Origin of the sequence: Ligilactobacillus sp. RTP31139st1_D10_RTP31139_211217, from assembly GCF_040226755.1 — a bacterium.
GTDB lineage: Bacteria > Bacillota > Bacilli > Lactobacillales > Lactobacillaceae > Ligilactobacillus > Ligilactobacillus animalis.
Window position 1 is genome coordinate 51,358 of the sequence record NZ_JBCOAR010000006.1, and the last position, 20,008, is coordinate 71,365.

The 20,008-nt window shown below is 40.9% G+C and carries 21 protein-coding genes and 1 pseudogene; 14 read left to right on the plus strand and 8 right to left on the minus strand.

Annotated elements, in window-relative coordinates; genetic code table 11:
• Positions 1–11: 11 nt before the first annotated feature.
• A pseudogene (locus ABT996_RS05020) lies at positions 12–92 on the minus strand (cobalt ABC transporter); the annotation flags it as partial.
• A 276-nt stretch (positions 93–368) separates the two neighbouring features.
• On the opposite strand from ABT996_RS05020, the gene ABT996_RS05025 reads away from it, so the two are divergent.
• From ABT996_RS05025 to ABT996_RS05045, 5 genes are all read left to right on the plus strand, one after another.
• Entirely contained in the window at positions 369–500 is a 132-nt protein-coding gene (locus tag ABT996_RS05025; RefSeq protein WP_010690281.1) for an urease accessory UreD/UreH family protein, read from the plus strand.
• A 109-nt stretch (positions 501–609) separates the two neighbouring features.
• Complete coding sequence (locus tag ABT996_RS05030) at positions 610–852, plus strand: urease accessory protein (protein ID WP_010690283.1); 243 nt, start codon at positions 610–612, stop codon at positions 850–852.
• A gap of 14 nt (positions 853–866) precedes the next feature.
• On the plus strand, positions 867–1,256 hold the full coding sequence (gene crcB, locus ABT996_RS05035; RefSeq protein ID WP_225362229.1) for a fluoride efflux transporter CrcB: 390 nt from the start codon (positions 867–869) through the stop codon (positions 1,254–1,256).
• 19 nt (positions 1,257–1,275) lie between these two features.
• On the plus strand, positions 1,276–1,671 hold the full coding sequence (locus tag ABT996_RS05040; protein WP_010690288.1) for a fluoride efflux transporter FluC: 396 nt from the start codon (positions 1,276–1,278) through the stop codon (positions 1,669–1,671).
• Positions 1,672–1,800: 129 nt separating this feature from the next.
• Entirely contained in the window at positions 1,801–2,517 is a 717-nt protein-coding gene (locus ABT996_RS05045; RefSeq protein WP_035446823.1) for a GntR family transcriptional regulator, read from the plus strand.
• 52 nt (positions 2,518–2,569) lie between these two features.
• Here the strand turns inward: ABT996_RS05045 and ABT996_RS05050 are convergent, their stop codons facing one another.
• Complete coding sequence (locus tag ABT996_RS05050; RefSeq protein ID WP_035446824.1) at positions 2,570–4,024, minus strand: helix-turn-helix domain-containing protein; 1,455 nt, start codon at positions 4,022–4,024, stop codon at positions 2,570–2,572.
• A 563-nt stretch (positions 4,025–4,587) separates the two neighbouring features.
• On the opposite strand from ABT996_RS05050, the gene ABT996_RS05055 reads away from it, so the two are divergent.
• Together ABT996_RS05055 and bsh are read left to right on the plus strand one after the other, a co-directional pair.
• Positions 4,588–5,103, plus strand: coding sequence for a P-loop NTPase family protein (locus tag ABT996_RS05055; protein WP_010690292.1), 516 nt, complete (start codon positions 4,588–4,590; stop codon positions 5,101–5,103).
• Between the two features lie 15 nt (positions 5,104–5,118).
• Positions 5,119–6,093, plus strand: a complete 975-nt coding sequence (bsh, locus tag ABT996_RS05060) for a choloylglycine hydrolase (protein ID WP_010690294.1) — start codon at positions 5,119–5,121, stop codon at positions 6,091–6,093.
• A gap of 36 nt (positions 6,094–6,129) precedes the next feature.
• Here the strand turns inward: bsh and ABT996_RS05065 are convergent, their stop codons facing one another.
• Entirely contained in the window at positions 6,130–8,544 is a 2,415-nt protein-coding gene (locus ABT996_RS05065; protein ID WP_035446825.1) for a Xaa-Pro dipeptidyl-peptidase, read from the minus strand.
• A gap of 175 nt (positions 8,545–8,719) precedes the next feature.
• On the opposite strand from ABT996_RS05065, the gene ABT996_RS05070 reads away from it, so the two are divergent.
• Complete coding sequence (locus ABT996_RS05070) at positions 8,720–10,339, plus strand: peptide ABC transporter substrate-binding protein (protein ID WP_035446826.1); 1,620 nt, start codon at positions 8,720–8,722, stop codon at positions 10,337–10,339.
• 180 nt (positions 10,340–10,519) lie between these two features.
• Positions 10,520–11,695: a cation:proton antiporter gene (locus tag ABT996_RS05075; protein WP_035446827.1), complete on the plus strand. Its 1,176-nt coding sequence runs from the start codon at positions 10,520–10,522 to the stop codon at positions 11,693–11,695.
• 49 nt (positions 11,696–11,744) lie between these two features.
• Here the strand turns inward: ABT996_RS05075 and ABT996_RS05080 are convergent, their stop codons facing one another.
• Positions 11,745–13,136, minus strand: coding sequence for an APC family permease (locus ABT996_RS05080; protein ID WP_010690301.1), 1,392 nt, complete (start codon positions 13,134–13,136; stop codon positions 11,745–11,747).
• A 134-nt stretch (positions 13,137–13,270) separates the two neighbouring features.
• Positions 13,271–13,438, minus strand: coding sequence for a hypothetical protein (locus ABT996_RS05085; protein WP_004050845.1), 168 nt, complete (start codon positions 13,436–13,438; stop codon positions 13,271–13,273).
• Between the two features lie 154 nt (positions 13,439–13,592).
• Here ABT996_RS05085 and ABT996_RS05090 point away from each other — a divergent pair, with 154 nt between their 5' ends.
• The 4 genes from ABT996_RS05090 to ABT996_RS05105 all read left to right on the plus strand — a co-directional run bounded on the left by ABT996_RS05090 (position 13,593) and on the right by ABT996_RS05105 (position 16,117).
• Positions 13,593–14,171, plus strand: coding sequence for a guanylate kinase (locus tag ABT996_RS05090; RefSeq protein ID WP_103050379.1), 579 nt, complete (start codon positions 13,593–13,595; stop codon positions 14,169–14,171).
• Positions 14,172–14,221: 50 nt separating this feature from the next.
• A complete protein-coding gene (locus ABT996_RS05095) occupies positions 14,222–14,644 on the plus strand; it encodes a Fur family transcriptional regulator (protein WP_005920965.1) in 423 nt (140 codons plus the stop codon).
• Positions 14,645–14,723: 79 nt separating this feature from the next.
• The gene (locus ABT996_RS05100; RefSeq protein ID WP_010690308.1) at positions 14,724–15,197 is read left to right on the plus strand and encodes a hypothetical protein; all 474 of its coding nucleotides are present in this window, start codon (positions 14,724–14,726) and stop codon (positions 15,195–15,197) included.
• An 11-nt stretch (positions 15,198–15,208) separates the two neighbouring features.
• Positions 15,209–16,117: a DUF6681 family protein gene (locus tag ABT996_RS05105; RefSeq protein WP_035446831.1), complete on the plus strand. Its 909-nt coding sequence runs from the start codon at positions 15,209–15,211 to the stop codon at positions 16,115–16,117.
• Between the two features lie 48 nt (positions 16,118–16,165).
• Here the strand turns inward: ABT996_RS05105 and ABT996_RS05110 are convergent, their stop codons facing one another.
• Positions 16,166–16,357, minus strand: a complete 192-nt coding sequence (locus tag ABT996_RS05110; protein ID WP_179854470.1) for an acetylxylan esterase — start codon at positions 16,355–16,357, stop codon at positions 16,166–16,168.
• Between the two features lie 13 nt (positions 16,358–16,370).
• Between ABT996_RS05110 and ABT996_RS05115 the strand changes: the two genes are divergently transcribed.
• Positions 16,371–16,520, plus strand: a complete 150-nt coding sequence (locus ABT996_RS05115; protein ID WP_179854471.1) for a hypothetical protein — start codon at positions 16,371–16,373, stop codon at positions 16,518–16,520.
• A 322-nt stretch (positions 16,521–16,842) separates the two neighbouring features.
• Here ABT996_RS05115 and ABT996_RS05120 read toward each other — a convergent pair whose 3' ends face one another.
• Both ABT996_RS05120 and hflX read right to left on the minus strand, forming a co-directional pair.
• Positions 16,843–18,162, minus strand: a complete 1,320-nt coding sequence (locus ABT996_RS05120; RefSeq protein WP_035446835.1) for an APC family permease — start codon at positions 18,160–18,162, stop codon at positions 16,843–16,845.
• A 241-nt stretch (positions 18,163–18,403) separates the two neighbouring features.
• Positions 18,404–19,663: a GTPase HflX gene (gene hflX, locus ABT996_RS05125; RefSeq protein ID WP_035446837.1), complete on the minus strand. Its 1,260-nt coding sequence runs from the start codon at positions 19,661–19,663 to the stop codon at positions 18,404–18,406.
• Between the last annotated feature and the right edge of the window lie 345 nt (positions 19,664–20,008).

Sequence of the window (20,008 nt, forward strand, 5' to 3'; positions counted from 1 at the left end):
GACTCGTCTATCAACTCTAATTGCTGGGGACCAAAAGCTAATTCTTCGTGCACGCTCATATTGAAGAGTTGCACATCACTATCTTGAAAGACAAAAGAGCTTAGCGACTTGCTTAGTTTCATTCAACAAAGCAGCATCGACTTTTAAAGCTTTAAACTGGTAACTTCTACTTTTATGAAGCAAACGAATGTGGGCAACAATTGGTGGTTTTACAGAAGGTGAGTAATACCAGGTAAAGCTCACACTTGAAGATGATGCTCATGCCATTTTGATAAAGCAGATACCAAATTATGTGTATAAGTGTGATAATTTACGCCAAACGTGTCAAGAGCCCCAGATCAAACTCGGTCAGGGGCATTTTTGGAAATATGGATGAAGTCATTCCGTATAAGAATGCCTACTATCGCCAGTTTATGGAGCTTGATCTAGCTGAGAATGTTTCGTTGACCCCGACTGATGGTTTGACTAGTGGCTGGTCACCAGATGAGAAATCATTTTAGTATCGAGATGTTGGTATGCGGATACGGATTAAAGTTACGGGCAAATTAGTGTATAATGATTACTTGTTGTGTACGCCACAAGTCGATGAATTAACCGAATTGGGTTATTTTGATCGACAAAAATATCGACCAAGATTTTGTGAAGAAGGCTCGTGAAGTGATCGAGCTTCCTGGATCTGATGTTTCATTTGGGATCTCGTTACTGGAAGAAAATGGAGCGGTTTTACGGATCTTGGGATATGATGGTTATACCAATCGTCAGATCCAAAATCAATTCATCGAATTTTATCGTGAAGAATTCAAGGGCTGTGCGCCATTGAAGCTTCGGAAAAATGATCGGGCGGATAATTAATTGGAAAAGAGTGAATGATTGTGACAGGAACTTTTTGGTTAGGATTTGGTGCTGCTGGACTAGGAGCTTTTTTTGGTGGTTGTCTGCGGAGTTTATTCTCTGATTGGTTCAATCATGCTAAAGCTTATCTTCCTTATGGTACCTTGGCTGCCAACTTACTAGGCTCGCTTTTGATCGGGATCTTTGCTGCTTTAGTGGCAAAGGGTGAACTTTCACAAATGGCTAATACATTGCATGCAGGTGGCTTTTGTGGTGGTTTAACGACTTTTTCGACCTTTTCATTAGAAAATCTCAAGTACTTCAAACAAGGTAAAACAGGCCACGCTGTGCTTTATTGGTGCGGTAGTGTCGTGTTGTGCTTAGCTTGTGTCTATTTAGGCCTAGCCCTTGGAAAGCTATTTTAGATAAGGATCAGGTGGAAAAATGAAAAAATCAACAGAATTATTGCTTGTTGGCTGTGGTTGCTTCTTTGGTGGAGCCTTGCGTTATGTTTGTGAGACCTTGATCGGACCTAGTGTTTCAGAGGCTTTCGCTATTTTGGTCGTTAACGTTAGCGGTTGTTTTTTGATCGGGTTGATCTCAGCTGGATTATTTAAAAAGACGCTTTCAGCTGAATTTGGCAAACTAGCCTCAACAGGTTTTTGTAGTGGTTTAACGACCTTTTCTTCGTTTGCTGATGGGATCGTCAATTTATTTGATGCTTCGCAGGTGGCAGTAGGTTTGTTATATATTGTCCTTAACATGTTGCTAGGGTTGTTAGCTGTTTACTTAGGCCTAAAAGTAGTTTTAAAAACAAAATTTAGTGATTTTGCAAATTGATCAAAGATAACACTCATTTTTTAATGGGTGTTATTTTTTTAGGTCTACTTATAGCTTTACATAGAGTTATAAGTATTGCTATTATATGGTTAAAGTAAATACAAATTCTAGGGTGCGAGGGAATAGAACATGGAGCCAAAATATAAACACATTTTAGAGACGATAAAGACACAGATCATTGAGGAAAAGTATCCAGCAGGGAGTATGCTCCCCGACCAAAACACTTTAGCTAAAGAATTCAAAACTAGTCGGATGACAGTCAAAAAAGCTTTGGATATGTTAGCGATCGAGGGCTTTATTTACTCCAGGCGAGGTTCGGGAACATTTGTGAAAAAGAACGCGTTGGCTCAACAAGATGCTTTGCCAGTCAATGATTATGGTGGTTTAAGTCGGCGTTTTAGCAAAAGTCGGGTCAAGAGCAAACCGATCGTCTTTGATGTAACTTTTCCAACCCCAGAGGTCAAAGAACGTTTGGAATTAAAACAAAACGAACCGGTTTATGAGATCTTGCGGTTACGTTTAGTTGACAATACACCGTATGCTTTAGAACACACTTTTATGCCAATTAGTTTGGCTCCAAATTTGAGCAAAGAGATCTTGTTTGATTCGATCTATGCTTATCTGACAAAGGAAGTTAAGTTAGAGATCGGCGGCGCATTTCGTAAGATCTCTGCGGAAAAAACTGAAGCAAATGATCTTAAGTATTTAGAATCTGAGGCTAACGACCCGATCTTGCAAGTTGAACAAGTTGTCTATCTACAAGATGGCCGTCCCTTTGAGTATTCGATCAGTCGCCATCCATATAATGGCAAACATGCCTATACCATTTTTGATCGCAAAAAATAATATCAAAACAGCCTCTAGCCTGGAATTATCCAGGATAGGGGCTGTTCTAGTTTTACTGTAATAAGAGTGGTTGATACATGTCACTTTCGATCCGGGAAACTTCTTTTTCTAAGAGATCGATATTACTTTGGATCTCAAGGTCATCTAAAAATAAGACTGGGGCTTTGAATTTCGTGAGATCATGCAAGTTGAAATCGGCGATCACTAGATCATAGTCAGCCTCTTCACGATAATCGTTGACGGAAATGTTATGCCCCTTGCTTAAAATATTTTGGATCTTAGTGATGTAGGCGTAGCGGGTCGCGATCGTGAGTTGTGAGACAACACCAATACTGATACAGTTGCGTTTCATATTTTTATGCGGATAGATCATCATTTTTAGATTATCCTGGATCGCTTGAAGTTTATGTGGTTCGAGGCTGAATTGTTTAGCGAGTGGGATATTTAATATCTCAGCGATCACTTTCTCTTCAAACGGTTGGGAGACTTCTTTTTTAGCTTCTAAGTTAAGACTGTTATTTGAATAGTAGTAACCTTCAAGCAACAACAACTTATTGATCGTAAAATATAAACTACTGCGCAAAGAATTAAAGTCAGTATTAAAATTATAACTATTAGTTAGGATCGTAGTTACTTGTTCTAGTAGTTGTTGGCACTTTGAGTGTTTAAATAGTGAATTTATCTCAGTGACAGGATAACTGATGATATTGTATGTATTTAAGAAAATAAAGGTCAAATAACTATAATATTCAACGAGTTCTTTATCTAAGAAGATCCAATTTTGTTTGAAGTACTTTAATAAAGCTTCGTATAAGGGTGTTTCTTTGATCTCAAAGAACAAAGGTTTAGTTTCTTCTTGGCTAAAATAACTTTGGATCAGTTCATGCTTACTGCTGAGCAAGGAGAGCCATAAGCTGATCTGGTCATTTTGAATAATGTTGAGCTGAGAACCTAATTTTTGCTGAGCATATTCTTTAAAACCATGATCAGAAATAACGACATTTTTAAGCGCAGACCCTTTAGCATGATTATTCCAATAAAAATTGAAGTAAAAATAGAAGAACTGAATGCTTGATCCACGGAGCATATTTTGTTTTAGTTCAAGCTTAAATTCACTTAAAAGTGCGTTGCATTCGCCGATCAGTTTGTTAGTTGAAGTCAGACTGATATTCAAGATCCGGGCGGTTTCTTCACGGGTCAAGTGTGAATACTTGAAGTAAAGATCTAGGAGCTGAAAGCGCAACGAAGAGGCTAAGATCTGAGCATTTAAAGCATTGACAGCTTGACCATTATAAGGCAAATTCAAAATGACTTCATGCCGAGTAACGGTGAGAAGTTGTGGGTCAAAAGCATTGATCTGCTCAGTCAACTGGCTCAATGTCGGCGAGGTGATCTTAAGCGCGGTGCAGAGCTCGGATTTGTGGGTATGATTATTATGTAAATGCAATAATAGTAGCAACGAGTAGATCTGCAGCCCTTTATGATCAAAGAGTTGTTCGTTGTGCATGATAAAGCCCCCTCTGACGAAATTTTTTTAAGTTATCATAAAAATTTTAAACAAACAAATTATATAATAATTCTGAACTTTTTATCAATTACTGTTATAGTTGCGCACAATTAACAAATACGCAAAAATGACAGGCTTTATTTATAACTTTTAGATTATTTTTTTAATAATTAAATGTGAAACGGGGATTTTTTTAAATTTGCATAATTTGGCGTTTTTTTAACCTTTATGAAAGCGTTAAAAATGATTTTGAAGAGAAACATGAGCCTTTTTTACTTGACATGTAAGAATTTTTAGTAGGAAGAAATCCATTGTTTTTAAGGAGAAACACGTTTTTTTGTAAATATGTAAAAACAAAGAATATTTGCTATCGCCTACATGGCGTAAATTATTACTTGTAAGGCATAAGAGTGACAAGATTGGTTATATTTAGTGAGCTAGCAAGATGTTCAAATTGTTGTTTCATAGGTGCGAACATTCAATTTATATCCTCATGTCTAACATCGAGCGGTTTCGCATGATATATACCGGTTAAGGACCGTAATCTAACATGGAGGCAGCCAATGACTAAAACAAAGACGTTAACGCTAGGCATTTGTGGGCCAAAAGATGTTGGTAAAACATTGTTGATCAAGCGGGTGACCGAGATCCTTGCGCATAGGTATACCATAGCAACTTTAACTAATGGTGTTTTTACGGTAGAGAAGATAAATTATGTACCACCAACTACTTTAGAGGATATGGATCTAGTTGATGAATTGAATCTGTTGCATCTGAGTGGTAAAATAGATTTGATTTTTGTTGAGCGACCTGAGCTACAGCCGGCTAAGATCAAGACCGATGCTGTGATCTATTTACTAGATGCAAGCGCTAAGTCTCCGCGACTTCCAAACTTGCGGGGCTTGATCTTACTCAATAAGATCGACCTTGCTACATACCATCGGATAGATCTGGCTACCTTACAAGCACAAGTGGCAGCTGATCAAGATCAAGCTGAAGTTTTATTGACTGATTTAAAAGACAATCAAGGTCTGCAAAATATTGTCTGTTGGATCGAGAAAAATTTAGAGAATTTATAGAAAGAGGTCGACATTATGTGTACTGCAGTATCGTTTAAGACTAATTCACATTATTTTGGGAGAAATTTGGATCTAGAACTTTCTTATGGTGAGAAAGCAGTTATTGTTCCACGGAATTTTGTTTTTAATTTAAGAAAATTGCCTGCTTTAAGCGAGCACTATGCAATGATCGGGGTGGCTGCGGTTTTTGCTGACACCCCATTGTATTATGATGCAGTCAATGAATATGGCTTAGGAATGGCAGGGCTCAACTTTGAAGGTAATGCAGTCTTTCGTGAATTTGAACCAGAAATGGATAATGTGACACCATTTGAATTTATTCCATATATTTTGGGTCAATGCAAGACTGTAGCGGAAGCCCGTGAAATGTTAGCTAATATCAATTTGGTAAATGAAGCCTTTAGTCCTGAATTGCCATTATCGCCTTTGCATTGGATCATCTCAGATAAAAAAGAGTCGATCGTGGTCGAACCGATGGCTGATGGCTTGAAGGTTTATGATGATCCAGTGGGTGTGTTAACGAATAATCCAACTTTTGATAAGCAATTATTTACTTTGAATAACTATCGGACATTATCGCCTAAGACACCAGAAAATACTTTTTATCCTGGGGTCGAATTGGATACTTATAGCCGTGGCATGGGGACTCTAGGTTTACCAGGAGATCTAACTTCAAGTTCTCGCTTTGTCAAAGCAGTCTTTACGAAAGCTCATTCGGTCTGCCAACCAGATGAAAATTCCAGTGTTGGTCAATATTTCCACATCTTAGGTTCTGTTGAACAACAAAAGGGTTGCTGTGATGTTGGTAATGGCAAATATGAATATACGATCTATTCTGATTGCTATAACACCGACAAAGGGATCTTTTATTACAAGACATATGAAAACAGTCAGATCACAGCCTTAGACATGCACAAAGTCGATCTTGATGGTCATACCTTTACTAGCTATGACTTATTGGAGACGCAACAGATCAATTACGCTAATTAAAAATAACTCCGCCTCAAAAATGGGGCGGAGTTATTTTTAGTTATTGAAGTAAGGAAGTTCTAAGTTGCAGTCAGCTAGGTCTAAGGTATAGCTGATGTCTTCATTTCCTCGTAGCGTACCAAACATGTCGGTAGCATAGACGATCAGTCCTAAGCGCCTTCCAGCTGGTAACTGATAGTGTGTTGGCTGCAGGGTCACTTCAAGCTGATAGAATTTATCAGCTAAAAGCTCATCATTGCGCCAAAGTTCGGTGCGATTTTGTAAGTTGATATGTCCTTTACTGATGAGTTTAAAGGGCGTATCTTTGCCTAGCGTAAATTCAACGAGATCATTTTCCCGCCAATTATAGCCAGCCAAGATCCCCTTAGGCTCAAGAACAGTAGGAGTATTATTCAAGCGTTTTGCCTTACCAAGATCAACGAGCATGAAGCTGAGGAGACCGTGGTCAGCCGAGCACGCCACTTTCACACTGAGCTTAGGCGCACCACTGATGAGCAATGGTTGCTCGAGGGGAGCTGTTTGGAATTTTAAGCGGGCTTGCTCAAGGGGGGAAGCCTCAGAGCTAACGAGATCATTTTTCCAAAGATCAAGATCAGCTTGATAGTCAGCAAAAGCCTTAGGTGTCAGTTGATCGTTAAAGCTCAAACTCCCTGTATCAGGGGTGTCGGCTAGTTGCCCGGCTTGTGTCAGCCAAAGTTTACTTGTAGTCGTTGCTTGCCAAGTAGGATAAGTTTTCCAAGTGTCAGGCTTAACGTTATCTTGGATCAAAACGTCAGGTAAAACAGTTGTAGCTTGATTATCGATCCCATAGAGTTTATGTGACAACCAAAGATTCGTCATATCGGTAAAATCAAGGGACTGAAAATTATTGATATAAATATGTTTCCCTTGATGTAAGATCAACTTAGTCTTGATTGGCAGCTCTTGGAGCGCTTGATAGAGATTAAAGACGTTACGCGGTTTAACATTCCAGTCATTCAAACCATGTACTAAGACAACATCGCATTTGATGTTAGCGACATTATTTAGATAATTACGCTCATCCCAAAAACGATTATAATTTCCGGTTTGACGGTCTTGCCCAGCAGTGATCGAGTCCAATTGTGTTTGCCATTTAGCCGCGATCTTTTGATATTGTGCTAGGTCTTTGCGCCGGCTAAAGCATTCTTGGGCTAAAACATCGGCGTCTTCACCAACATAGCCATCAGGTGAAACGACTAGTCCGCCATCACGGTAATAATCATACCAACTGGAGATCGCTGCTTCTGAAATGATCGTCTCTAAGCCTTCGATCCCAGTTGTGGCAGCCGCAGTGGCTAAAGTTCCAAGATAGGATTTCCCGGTCATGGCAACTTTTTTATTGCACCACCAGGCCTTGATCTCGATATTTTCACTGCGATTGGTAAAGGCCCGGCGGTTTCCCGTCAACCATTCGATGACGGCTGTGGTCGAGCTAGTTTCTGCTTGTGAGCCACAGGTACGAAAGCCTTCCGAATCACGCGTCCCGATCCCCGCAGCATAGACGACGCCAAAGCCTCGCGCTAAAAAATAGTCGTTTAGAGTGTAGCTCAATTCCCGGTCAAAAGTCTCTTCGGCCCGGGTCGAACGTCCAGCGACTTCACGCTTAGCTGGTAAGTTTGGTGTTTTGGCCTCGAATTTTATATCAGCATAGCTAGTTGTAGTTGGAGTTTTATGTGTTAATTTCTCTGTCACTGGATGCAACATTTTTTCGCCTAAAACATCATTAGTCCCCTGATTGTAGGGGCTAGCTGTGTATAATACGGGGACTTTGAGGCCGTGTTCCGTATCTTTAGGTCGAATGATCTCAACTTTTAACAGATCCAATTTGCCATCGTGATCAGTGTCAAGATCGCTTTCAACATAGACGACTTCACGGATCAGCTTATTCGTATCAAAGATCGGTTGCGCCTTGCCGTTAAAGAACAGTGGCTTTTTGATCGCAGGTAGATCATAGAATTTTGTGAAATAGCCTAAAGCTGCCAGGCGATCAAGTAGAGTCTGCCCGTGTTTAGTATGGGTGCAGAGTAGATCATATAGCGCATTGATCAGATCGGTGCGATCATCAAGCTGCTGTGCATGGTAAAGTCCGAGTTTATCCATTGAAGCAAGTGGATCATTGATGTCAAAATCCACATCAGCTTCAAAATCCAGTAATTGCAGTGCGACTAAATAAAAAGTTTTTAAGTCCACCGTTTGACTTTGCTTGAATTCAACGACATCAAGTGTTGATGTTGCCAAAAGATCGCTCAAGTACGCTTTTTTAGCCGCTGGCGTTTTTAAATGTGGCAAACAAGCAAGGATAAATTGGATCCAGATATGATTTAGATCATCGTTATGTTGTGCATCGCAGTTTAAAAAGCCGATCTGATTGAGTTCACGTGCCTTAGTTTCTGCATCGGCAGCTAGATGCGCAAATTGGTTGATCTTCATGCTAAAAGCCCCCTTGTAGAGTTGATGTGTCAATTATAGTCGTTTACTCATAGAAATACTAGTGGTGATACTCGAAAAAACATTTCCTATTTGTAAGTAAAAATTATTGCCAAATACAATTAAATAGTGCAAAATTATATTGTTAGATACTTTAGACGAGGGGGATGAATTCGAGATGAAGAAACGAAATCTCATGGCATTTGTAGGGATCTTATTAGCTGGCGGGATCTTAGCCGGTTGTAGCAACAGTAATAATAGTAAAAGTAGTTCAGATCCACAAGCCATGAAAGCTGCTGTCAGTGATCAAATGGCAACTTTAAATACAGCTAAATATAGTGATATGATCAGTTTAGAAGCGATGGATAATGCTTTTGAAGGCTTATATCGCTTTGATAGCAAGGGAAAGCCTGTCTTGGCTGGTGCTCAAAGTGTTTCACATAATGATGCTCAAGACGTGTATACCTTTAAGTTGCGTAAGGATGCTAAGTGGTCAAATGGCGATCCTGTAACAGCAAAAGATTATGTTTATGCTTGGCAAAATTTGATCGCGCCTGCGACAGCTTCACCAAACTCGCAACGTTTAGATCCGATCAAAAATGCTCAAGCGATCCGCAAGGGTGAAATGCAACCTGATCAATTAGGTGTCAAAGCTTTAGATGACTACACTTTACAAGTTGAACTTGAAGCACCGATCAGCTATTTAGATGAGCTTTTGACTGGTGCACCATTCTTCCCTAAAAATGAAAAAGTTGTTACTAAATATGGTGACAAATATGGCACGACTTCCGACCAAGCTGTCTATAATGGGCCATTTGTTGTCAGTGGTTGGAAGGGAACCAATGATACTTGGAGCTATGTAAAAAACAATAATTATTGGGATAAAAAGAATGTAAAATTAAAACGTGCTGACATCCAAGTGGTCAAAGATACGTCAACTGCAGGGAAATTATTCCAAACCAATAAATTAGATTACACGATCTTAGGCAATGAATTTGCTAAACAATATGCCAATAACCCGGGTTATCATTCTAAGAAGATCCCGTTGATCGGTTATTTAGGCTTCAACACAAAACGAGATGTCACCGGTAATGTGCATGCACGGAAGGCGATCGCTCAAGGCTTTGACAAGAAGTTATTGGTGAAAAACGTCTTGAATGCAGGCACACCATTAAATGGGATCGTACCAGCTGACTTTGCGTATAACTCTGAAACGGGTAAAGAATACCGCAAACAAGCCGGTGATCTATTGCCATATGACAAGAAAGTCGCTCAAAGTGAATGGGAACAAGCTAAAAAAGAGTTGGGTCAAGATGAATTGATGCTAGAAGTTTTGACTTCGGACACAAATGAAGCTAAACAAGTTGGGAATTACCTTCAAAGTCAATTGGAGCAAAATTTACCTGGCTTAAAGGTCAACTTACGCGCCATTCCACTTAAATCACGTTTGGCAGCCACGACGGCTTATAATTATGATGTGGTTTATGGAACATGGCAACCCGACTATGCTGATCCAGTCAACTTTATCAGCGATGGTGGTCAATATCACTTGAATACTGATTATCAAAATCAAGAATTCTGGAATGATCTTGATCAAGCTGCTGGTGAATACGCAAGTCAACCAGCTAAGCGGTGGGAATTGTTGATCGATGCTGAAAAGCATTTGATCAAAGATGACACCTACACTGCACCTGTTTATCAAGGTGCTATGACCTATCTCTTAAACTCGCGGGTCAAGGGCTTGAACATTTCACCATATGGGACGGTGTTATTGTACCGTGATGTTGAACTCAAATAGTGTTTAGGTAAATTTAATAATCTGAAAAAAGAGCCGATGTAATAATCATATTGGCTCTTTTTCTAATTGTTGTATAAGTATTTTAGTAGATAGAAGGTTAAATTTTAGTTATAATTAATTTTATCGAATATGATGTGACCATATCTACTAGTAGATTTAAGAGAAGAAGGGAAAATAATAATGGAACATTTAGGAATCCTATGTCTAGTGCTTTTAGCAACGGCTTTAGCTGGGCATTTTAGTCGCCGGATCGGTATGCCAGCCGTAATTGGGCAATTATTAGTTGGTATCATCTTAGGGCCAGCGGTTTTAGGCTGGGTCGTTGAAAATGATTTTGTGCATACATTTTCCGAGATCGGTGTTATCTTGTTGATGTTTATGGCCGGACTGGAAAGTGATCTGGGCTTACTCAAGAAGTATTTTAAGCCATCGATGTCAGTCGCAGTCTGTGGGATCGTGGTCCCAGTGGCATTTGTCTATGTTTTAGGACGTTTATTTGATTTTAACAATGAGCAGGCGATCTTTTTAGGGGTCACCTTTGCAGCGACCTCGGTCAGCATCTCGGTCGAAGTCCTCAAAGAATTACGGCGTCTTGATTCAAAGGAAGGGACAACGATCTTAGGGGCTGCCGTGATCGATGATATTTTAGCCGTTATCATTTTAAGCGTTTTGGTCAGCATCTTCAGTGATGTGGCTAAGAGTGGCGGGGGTCATGTTCAGTCCAACCTAGCTTTGGGGATCGCTTTACAGGTCTTGTATTTTGTAGGGATCTATGTGGTCTTCAAGTGGGTGACCCCAACTTTGATGCGGATCGGTGAAAAGATGTCAGTCTCCGCTTCGGTCATCTTGATGTCATTAGTGATCTGCTTAGGCATGGCTTACTTGGCTGAATTAGTTGGTTTAAGTGGCGTTGTTGGTTCATTTTTCGCTGGGGTCGCAGTAGCTCAAACTAGTTACAAGCGTGAAGTCGAAGAAAGTGTAGAACCGATCGGCTATGCCGTGTTTATCCCGATGTTTTTCGTAAGCATCGGCTTGCATATGACCTTTGATGGTTTCTTATCAGATCTTGTATTTATCATTCCATTGACGATCTTAGCTTTGTTGACCAAATGGATCGGTTGTGGCGCTGGTGCCAAAGCCTTGGGAATGGACTGGCATTCAGCTGATATCATTGGGGCTGGGATGGTCTCACGGGGGGAAATGGCGTTGATCATTGCTCAAGTAGGCTATAGCGCCAAACTTTTGACGAGCCAATACTATTCCGGCGTGATCATCGTGATAATTTTGACAACGATCATTGCACCATTCATGTTAAAGCAAGCTATCATGCGTCAAAAGAAAGCAGCTAAAGGATAATATAATAACAAGGGACCCACTACGATGAGCGTAGTGGGTCCCTTGTTATTTATTCATTGATCTTACTGTGTTTGATACCATAACTAAAGTAGATGACCATTCCAATCGCAAACCAGACGAAAGCAGCAGTCCAAGTTTCTAAGGAGAGTTGCGCTAACATCACGGCACATAGAATAGCTGAGATGATCGGTAAGACAGGATAAAATGGCACTTTGAAACCATCTTTATTTGGAATGTCTTTTCGTTTACGCAATGGTAAGACCCCAAGTGAGACGAACATAAAGGCTAATAAAGTCCCAATATTGACTAAGTTTGTCAATTGATTGAGGGAGAAGAAGCCACCGGTCAAAGCGATGATGAGTGTTACGATGAGCATACTTTTTTCTGGTGTTTTAGTCTTTTCATTGATCTGACCTAAGAACTTAGGTAAAAGACCGTCACGCCCGATCGAGTAGATCAAACGTGAAGAACTGTAGACCATCGTTACCATCATCGTGAACATCCCAGCTAAGGCACTGACTGAGATGATCCCTGCGACCCAATTTTGTTTAACGGCATAAAGCGCAAAGGAAACGGGATCAGCGACGTTTAACTTAGTATAAGAGATCATCCCGGTCAAGACGATCGAAACTAAGATATAAAGTAAGGTACAGATCGCTAATGTTCCAATGATCCCACGAGGCATATTTTTAGCGGGTTCCTTGACTTCAGCGGCCGAAGAAGCGACCACGTCAAAGCCAAGATAAGCAAAAAAGACTTGAGCTGCGCCAACTAGGACACCTTTAGTCCCAAATGGCATGAATGGATCCCAGTTTGCCGGTTTGACGTAAAACATTCCGACCAATAGGAATAAGATGATGATAGCGATCTTGATGATCACAAAGATCGAGTTGATCGTCATCGAAGTCCGTAAGCCACGTGAAAGTACATAGGCGATAAATAAAACGATCAAAACAGCCGGAAGATTGATAAAAGTCCCATTGGCTGGATCAAAAGGCCCCGTGATCGCTTTCGGCAAGTGGATCCCCAAGCCGGCTAATAGGGAATTGAAATAGGCGGAAAAACCAGTCGAGACCGCAGCAACAGACAGCATATACTCTAAGATCAAAGCCCAGCCTAAAAACCAACCGACGATTTCACCGAAGACGACATTACCAAATGAATAGGCACTGCCGGCGATCGGTAAAGCAGAAGAAAATTCAGCGTAACACATTGCAGCAGTTGAACAAACGAGCGCTGCGATCACAAAGGAGATCGTGATCGCTGGTCCACTGTGAAGGGCTGCAACAGTCCCAGGCAAGATGAAGATCCCCGTACCGATCACGGCTCCGATCCCCATTGAGATAAGATCTTTAGCACTAAGCGTTTTGTTAAACTTGCGGTCTTCAGACAAATAACGATCTAAACTTTCTTTCTTGAAGACGCGTTCCTTAATACTCATAGATAAGATACCTCTTTGCATAATATTAATTACTTTATAATAAGGGTTGTATTATTAAATGTCAATTAGTTTTCAATAAAAAGAGGCCACGATCAAATTGTGGCCTCAAGGTTGAATATTCTAATTAACTACGATTATAAGCGGATCTTAGCGTCTAACTTCGACAATTCAGAGAGTGCATCTTGAATCGTCACGCCCGTTGCTTCAAATTTAGGGTTATCATTTGAGCGGGCACTGAAAAGTTGGCTTTTTGTATCCAGAGAAATCGAGTAGTTTGCTTTTGAAAATTCGCCAAATTCCATAGTAATACCCCTCCATTAAGTATAGAATAAAGTTGACAGCAATATCGTATCTAAAAAAATAGATATAGCATCTGTCAACGCTTACAATTTTATAATGGATACCTTTATTTTGCAAGAAAAAAGGATCAAGTTTAGTTTAAGATAGAGTAAATAGGTGATTTTTTTGGAAACATTAGATGGAAATTTATTTATCATTTGTGGTGCCCCTGGTAGTGGCAAGACGACGGCCCAAGCGTATTTGACCGAGAATTTAGGCTTTACCAAGGTGGTGACGCATACGACGCGACCAAAGCGACAAGGTGAAAGAGATGGTAAAGATTATTATTTTGAAACGCAAGAAACTTTCTTCGATAACCACTATCTAGAGTACGTTACCTATGATGATAATTACTACGGTTCTTCATTTGAAGGCCTGAAACGTGCTTTAAAGCATGACAAGCGGGCGGTGATAGTTTTGGACACGAAGGGCGTTCTGACTTATTTAGATAAATTGCCCGCTGAGTTACTGACGGTCATTTTTTTAGAATTACCTTCTACGGCGGTGCAAGTCGAGCGTTTGCATGCACGAGGTGATAAAAAGGCTAGGATCGAGCAACGGCTGGCAAGCAAGGAGGCTAAGCGAGATGCTGAGTTACCCGCGGCATTACGTGCCAAAGCTCATGTTCTACAAAATGCCGAGTTGCAGCAGACCTATGCCAAACTCGAACAACTTGTGGCTGATATTTTATCTTAAAGCGTGGTATCATATTAAATAGTAATAATTATTCTTTAGGGGGGATAGGATTGATCAATGAAGCGATCAGAGTGTTGCAAAGTCACCATTATCGGATCACCAAGCAAAGAAGGAGCTTGTTAGAGTACTTGTGTGGCTTTAAAGAACAATATGTCAGTATTACCCAAGTGACCGAGCACATGAAACAGCTCTATCCCGGGATGAGCTATAATACTGTTTACCGGAATTTAAAGGATTTTAGTGAATTAGGCATCATTGAGACCAAGAATAAGCCTTCGGGAGCCTGTGTTAAATACCAGTGCGATTTTGATCGGTTACATCATCACCACTTCATCTGTCAAAATTGTGGTCGCGTGCGTGAGGTCAAGATGTGCCCTTTGACGATCTTTCAAGATCAATTGGAGGGTTGTGTGATCGAAGGCCACCGGTTCGAACTCTATGGTCTTTGTCCAAACTGTGCTAAGTTACAATAAAATTTAGCAAATCTTTAAACAGCTAGGTCCACAGATGTAGTAGGATTAGAGTAGTAAGAAAAAATTGGGGGTAGTAAAAATGGCATATCGTACACCACCTTTGTTGACACCATTTGCGATCCTGTCGATCGTTTTGGCCTTGGGGGCTACCAACGTGGCGGTCAACAAAGTGACTCATACCTCTGAAGGAAAAGCCGTTGAAAAAGTTTCCTCCAGCAGTGTCAGCTCGGTCTCAACCTCTCTAGATAGTGAGCGAGTAAGTAGTAGCGAGCGTGATGACGAGGATAAGAGTTCAAGTTCGGATAAAGTCAGTTCAAGTTCGTCTTCAACGACTGATGATGAGGCTGAAAGCTCAGCAGCTAAGACATCAAGCAGTGTTGAAGACGATACGACACAAGATGATAGCCAAACACAAAGTTCGACCACGCGTCAAAGCAGTAGCTCGAGTGCAAAAACTGACCAAACTGAGCGTGAGTCGACCAAACAAGATGGCGCACAAAATAATGCGCAAACTAATGACAACAATACAACGCAGGATAATAATGCGCAATAGGGGGTAGGAATGTGTTTAGTATTTTAGGGATGATCAATAGTTATATTGGTTATTTTAATATGAATGCCACGCTCAAAAATCGGATCTATACGATCGTTGGGGGTGTAGGTAATTTCTATTTGCTTTACGTTGCTTACCGCTTTTTTGCGAACGGTTTTATCGTTCGTGGTCTGCTGTTTATCTTAGCTTTCTTAGCGTTACTGTATTTCACATATCTCAATATTTTATATTTCTTTACGGAAGATCGGGTCTCAAAGCTCGATATCTCGCCTAAAGTTGAAAAAATGTTGGGCGTCAAGATCCCCGACACGCGTGCTGCAGAAAATGCTGGGGTAGCTTCAGGGTTTATGCAGACTAATGGGATCTTCAAAGATGAAGAATTTTTACCATCAACGTTGCGGACAAACCACAAGCAACGTGAAAATTTACAAAAAGTTGTGGCTCAATTAGAACAGGTCGGGTATCTCCAGCTTGATTTTGGGGGAGCAAAAGATAAAGAGCTCTTTAAAAAAGCAAAGAGTGGTGACCGTTTCTTTGCCCTAAATGAGCCCGTAGCCTTGCCGTATTATGAATTGCGTGAGGTCAATGGCAAATTGCTCGTCTATGGTGGCGTCAATCAGATCGAGCGCCAAGAACTCGGGGAAGTGACCCAAGTGGGCTTACTGCGTGGGATCGAAGCCTTGAAGCGGTATCGTCTCTCTTTAGCTGCCGTTGCTTTGACTGGCGGGCCGTATAAGTTTGCCGGTCGGTCAACGATGATGCAAAAAGATGAACCATATAGACTAGAGATCCAGATCGCATATCGACCTAAAGAAGAGGAATCAGCTCATTTAGGCTCTGAGATCAGAGAAGATATCGAGCGGGTAAAAAAAGCAGATGAAACGGCTGAGATATCTTTACGTCGCCGCCGCGATAAATAACATAAATAAAGTGGGACTCACTGTGTATCGTAGTGAGTCCCGCTTTATTTAGCAGTCAGTGATCTGTGTTTTAAATAACCAGTTAAAGACTTGATCGTTGACCCCAACATGCATATCTTCATGACCGCATTCCGGTAAGATCAAATGTTCTTTTGGGGTTGTGATCTGATTATAGATCGCGATCACCGGGATCGAGGATAGTCCGTTATACCAATTGAGTGATCTGGCACTTTTAGTCAAGAATAGTAATTTTGTGGATAACGTCCGCTTTATCAATTCGCAATTTGCGATGACTTATATTGTGGATATCATCACGACACTACTTTTAGATGAAAAAGATCACCGCACCAAGATGGATCAAACGATCGAATTGATCACCAGCAATAAATTTGATAAGCACTAATAGTAAGAGCCCGGCCATGATACAAAACACACATCTTGGTCGGGCTCTTACTATTCACTAGGCATTTCCCGCTTTGCCTTACACTCTATCGAAACGTGTGCGAACTGACAACACCTAGCAGATAACAAAAAGATCGCCACGATGCAAGAAGCGCATCCTGGCGATCTTTCAGTTATCTGTACGGTGCAACCCGTCAGTTCTTACACTCTATTGAAACGTGTGCGACAAAGCAATGCTTAGTGAATAACAAAAATACCACCATGATGCAAAACACGCATCACGGCGGTATTCCCGTTATTCATACGGCATTTCCCACTTTGCCTTACACTCTATTCTTATAATAATAGATCGGCAGACCGCATAAGACGATCACTAGGGAGATCACGACGCCACTTAGGTCAGAGAATAATTCACTGACTAAGACAAACGCTGCTCCTAAGATCGCTACGATCGGGGTCAAGGGATAAAGTGGTGTTGAGAATGGTCGTTTCGCTCTTGGCGTTGTTTTACGCAATTTGAAGACGCCAAAGAAGGTCATTACATAGAAACAATAGATCGTAAAAATACAGATCTCAGTCAAACGATCAGCATCCACGGTCAAGATCATCCCGGAAGCGATGACTGCGATCGCAGAGATCGAGACCATTGGGGTATGCATCGTTTTGTTGAGATAAGCTAATTGCTTGGAAAATGGTAACTCATTGTTTTTAGCCATCGCATACATGATCCGTGGGATGGTCATGACTTTACCATTCATACAGCCGACGATCGAAATGATGATCCCGATGTTTAAGATCTTACCCCCGATCTTGCCAAATGCCATTTCCGCAAAGTGTGGGGTAGCATTTTCACCATAGCGAGCGATCATCTCAGCCGGCATCGTTTTGAAAATACTGTAAGAAACTAAAACATAGATGATCAATACTGCTGACAGACCTAAAACGATCGCGAGTGGCAAGATCTTTTGAGGATTTTTGATCTCACCACCCATATTAGCGATCAAGATCCAACCATCATAAGCAAATAATGTTGCTAAAATTGCGACCCCAAAATTACCCGCCACACTAGATGATCGTTCGGCTAAAACTTGACCCACGGCATTTTGATCACCAAAGAGCAGACCAAAAATGATGATCGCAGCGATCGGAACTAACTTACATAATGTCGTAACGATCTGTAGTGCAGACCCATAGCGGTTAGATAAGAAGTTAAAGCCAGAGATCAAAACAACGGATAAGACTCCGACAAAAGGTGTATAGCTAGCGGGAAAGCCAAAGAAGGCTTGTAACAAGACCGCCAAATACGAACCTAACGCGGCGATGACAGCAGGCCCATAAACAGTGATCTGCATCCAGCCGGATAAAAAGCCCCAAACTTTACCGTAAAGATTGTGCATGTAAATGTATAAGCCACCAGTTTGCGGCATTTGAGAGCCGATCTCGGCAATCGTCAAGCCACTGGTCAATGTCAAAACGCCACCGAAGAACCAAGCAAGTAAAGCCATGGTCGTCGAATGGGAGTAGCTTAAAACAGAAGCTTGTTTAAAGAAGATCCCAGAGCCGATAACGGTCCCGATCACTAACGCTAATGCGGAAAATAGATTGATCGAACGATCTAAGTGAATTTGCTCATTTTTTTTCATAAATTACCAACCTTTTTGTAGTATCTAAGATAAAAGTTAGCATATTTTAGATTTTAAAGAAAGTTTATTTTAGAATTTCAGATAATTTTTTTAAGCAAAATCGGCTATAAATTGAGGTGGGCATGATGTAGCTGGCTTTTGAAATAGTAGCTAAGAAATACTATTGATTCGTTTATGTTTATAGGTATGTGATAAAAAATAGACGCATTTCTTCCTTACAAAAGAAGAAACACGTCTATTTTTAGTCAAGTTGATGTTCAGATAAACGGCCAGCCAAAGCCGGTGCAACTTCGGCTTTGAGCTTAGTCCCATCAGCGAGATACTCAGTTTCAAGCACAGTCGCCTTTTGATTGAGTTCTTCAACGAGATTTCCCTTGGCATATGGGATGAGATACGTATGCGTCTGATAGTCCTTGAAGAGCTCTTGTTTCAATAGTTCAGCTAGTGCTTTTAACGATTCGTCATCTTGGGCACTGAAGGTCAATTCTCTGCCAGCTAAGCTAGGGTAGCTGACAGCAAGCTTATCTGCTTTGTTGAAAACATAAAGCATCGGGATGTCAGTTACACCGATCTCGGCCAAAGTTTTTTCAGTCGTTTCGATCATCTCTTGGTAGTGGTCATCGGAAAGATCGACGACTTGAACTAAGAGATCGGCGTTGGCAGCTTCGGCTAAAGTTGTCCGAAAGGCTTTGACCAACTGGTGTGGCAATTTGGAGACAAAACCGACCGTATCGCTTAGCAAGATCTCTTTGTTGTCATCAAAACGGAGGCGGCGAACAGATGTATCTAAAGTGGCGAAAAGCATATCTTTTTCAAAGACTTCTTTGTTTTCTGTTTCACCAAATAGCCGAAGGAGTCCATTTAACGTAGTCGATTTTCCGGCATTGGTGTAGCCGACTAACGCTGCCGTCTTGATCCCAGAGCGTTGGCGTTGTTTACGACGGGTCTGATGTTCTTTGTCGATCGTTTTGAGTTCTTTGTTCAAAGCGCTGATCTTTTTTTCGATCACCCGGCGATTCAATTCGAGCTTAGTTTCACCCGCCCCACGGTTAGTATAGCCACCACCAGCGTTTCCGGCCGTTTGTTGGTCGAGTTTATCGGTAAGCCCAGTATGCAACCGGGGCAATTGATATTGCAGTTTAGCCACTTGGACTTGGAGTTTGGCTTCTTTGGTCTTAGCCCGCGCTGCAAAGATCTCTAAGATCAAGGCTGTGCGATCTAAAACGCGCATTTCGGTGATATTTTCTAAATTCCGGATCTGCGTGGGTGTCAATTCGTCGTTTAAGATCAAGATCTGACTGTCGGTCACTGCCCCAGCCGTTTTGATCTCTTCAGCTTTACCTTTGCCTAGGTAAGTAGCAGCGATCGGACGTTCGAGTTTTTGTTTGAACTGGCGGGTGACTTCCATGTTGGCAGCCTCAGCTAGAGAAGCTAGTTCTGCCATCGTATAGTCAAAATTTTCTTGTTCATTTTCGATACCCGCAATGATAACTGGTGTCATATAAAGATCCTCCTTGATCAAGTGATATTACTAAAATTATACCACTGTACTAGTAAATTAGTCGGGGCGGAGTATAAATGAGAAAATGCTTTCTTTGAATTCAGTTTTGGTTAATTGCACATTCCGAATTATCGTGTCTCTAATTTAGGTTTAAATGGAAATATTTCCGAATTACCAAAAAAATTTAGACAAAAATTAGCTAAAATAAATGGAAAAATCGTTGATATATCAACTTTTTTGAATGAGATATAATTTTATATATATAAATTTATACGTTTTGAATTAGAATAAACACTTGATTTTAATTTCGTTATCATATATTATTTAAGTCAAAAGTTATTAAAG

What these genes read in the sequence shown, in the direction of transcription:
- ABT996_RS05025 (WP_010690281.1), top strand. Translation starts at nt 369, where the DNA reads ATGGATGAAGTCATTCCGTATAAGAATGCCTACTATCGCCAGTTTATG.
- crcB (WP_225362229.1), top strand. Translation starts at nt 867, where the DNA reads ATGATTGTGACAGGAACTTTTTGGTTAGGATTTGGTGCTGCTGGACTA.
- ABT996_RS05040 (WP_010690288.1), top strand. Translation starts at nt 1,276, where the DNA reads ATGAAAAAATCAACAGAATTATTGCTTGTTGGCTGTGGTTGCTTCTTT.
- ABT996_RS05045 (WP_035446823.1), top strand. Translation starts at nt 1,801, where the DNA reads ATGGAGCCAAAATATAAACACATTTTAGAGACGATAAAGACACAGATC.
- ABT996_RS05050 (WP_035446824.1), bottom strand. Translation starts at nt 4,024, where the DNA reads ATGCACAACGAACAACTCTTTGATCATAAAGGGCTGCAGATCTACTCG.
- ABT996_RS05055 (WP_010690292.1), top strand. Translation starts at nt 4,588, where the DNA reads ATGACTAAAACAAAGACGTTAACGCTAGGCATTTGTGGGCCAAAAGAT.
- bsh (WP_010690294.1), top strand. Translation starts at nt 5,119, where the DNA reads ATGTGTACTGCAGTATCGTTTAAGACTAATTCACATTATTTTGGGAGA.
- ABT996_RS05065 (WP_035446825.1), bottom strand. Translation starts at nt 8,544, where the DNA reads ATGAAGATCAACCAATTTGCGCATCTAGCTGCCGATGCAGAAACTAAG.
- ABT996_RS05070 (WP_035446826.1), top strand. Translation starts at nt 8,720, where the DNA reads ATGAAGAAACGAAATCTCATGGCATTTGTAGGGATCTTATTAGCTGGC.
- ABT996_RS05075 (WP_035446827.1), top strand. Translation starts at nt 10,520, where the DNA reads ATGGAACATTTAGGAATCCTATGTCTAGTGCTTTTAGCAACGGCTTTA.
- ABT996_RS05080 (WP_010690301.1), bottom strand. Translation starts at nt 13,136, where the DNA reads ATGAGTATTAAGGAACGCGTCTTCAAGAAAGAAAGTTTAGATCGTTAT.
- ABT996_RS05085 (WP_004050845.1), bottom strand. Translation starts at nt 13,438, where the DNA reads ATGGAATTTGGCGAATTTTCAAAAGCAAACTACTCGATTTCTCTGGAT.
- ABT996_RS05100 (WP_010690308.1), top strand. Translation starts at nt 14,724, where the DNA reads ATGGCATATCGTACACCACCTTTGTTGACACCATTTGCGATCCTGTCG.
- ABT996_RS05120 (WP_035446835.1), bottom strand. Translation starts at nt 18,162, where the DNA reads ATGAAAAAAAATGAGCAAATTCACTTAGATCGTTCGATCAATCTATTT.
- hflX (WP_035446837.1), bottom strand. Translation starts at nt 19,663, where the DNA reads ATGACACCAGTTATCATTGCGGGTATCGAAAATGAACAAGAAAATTTT.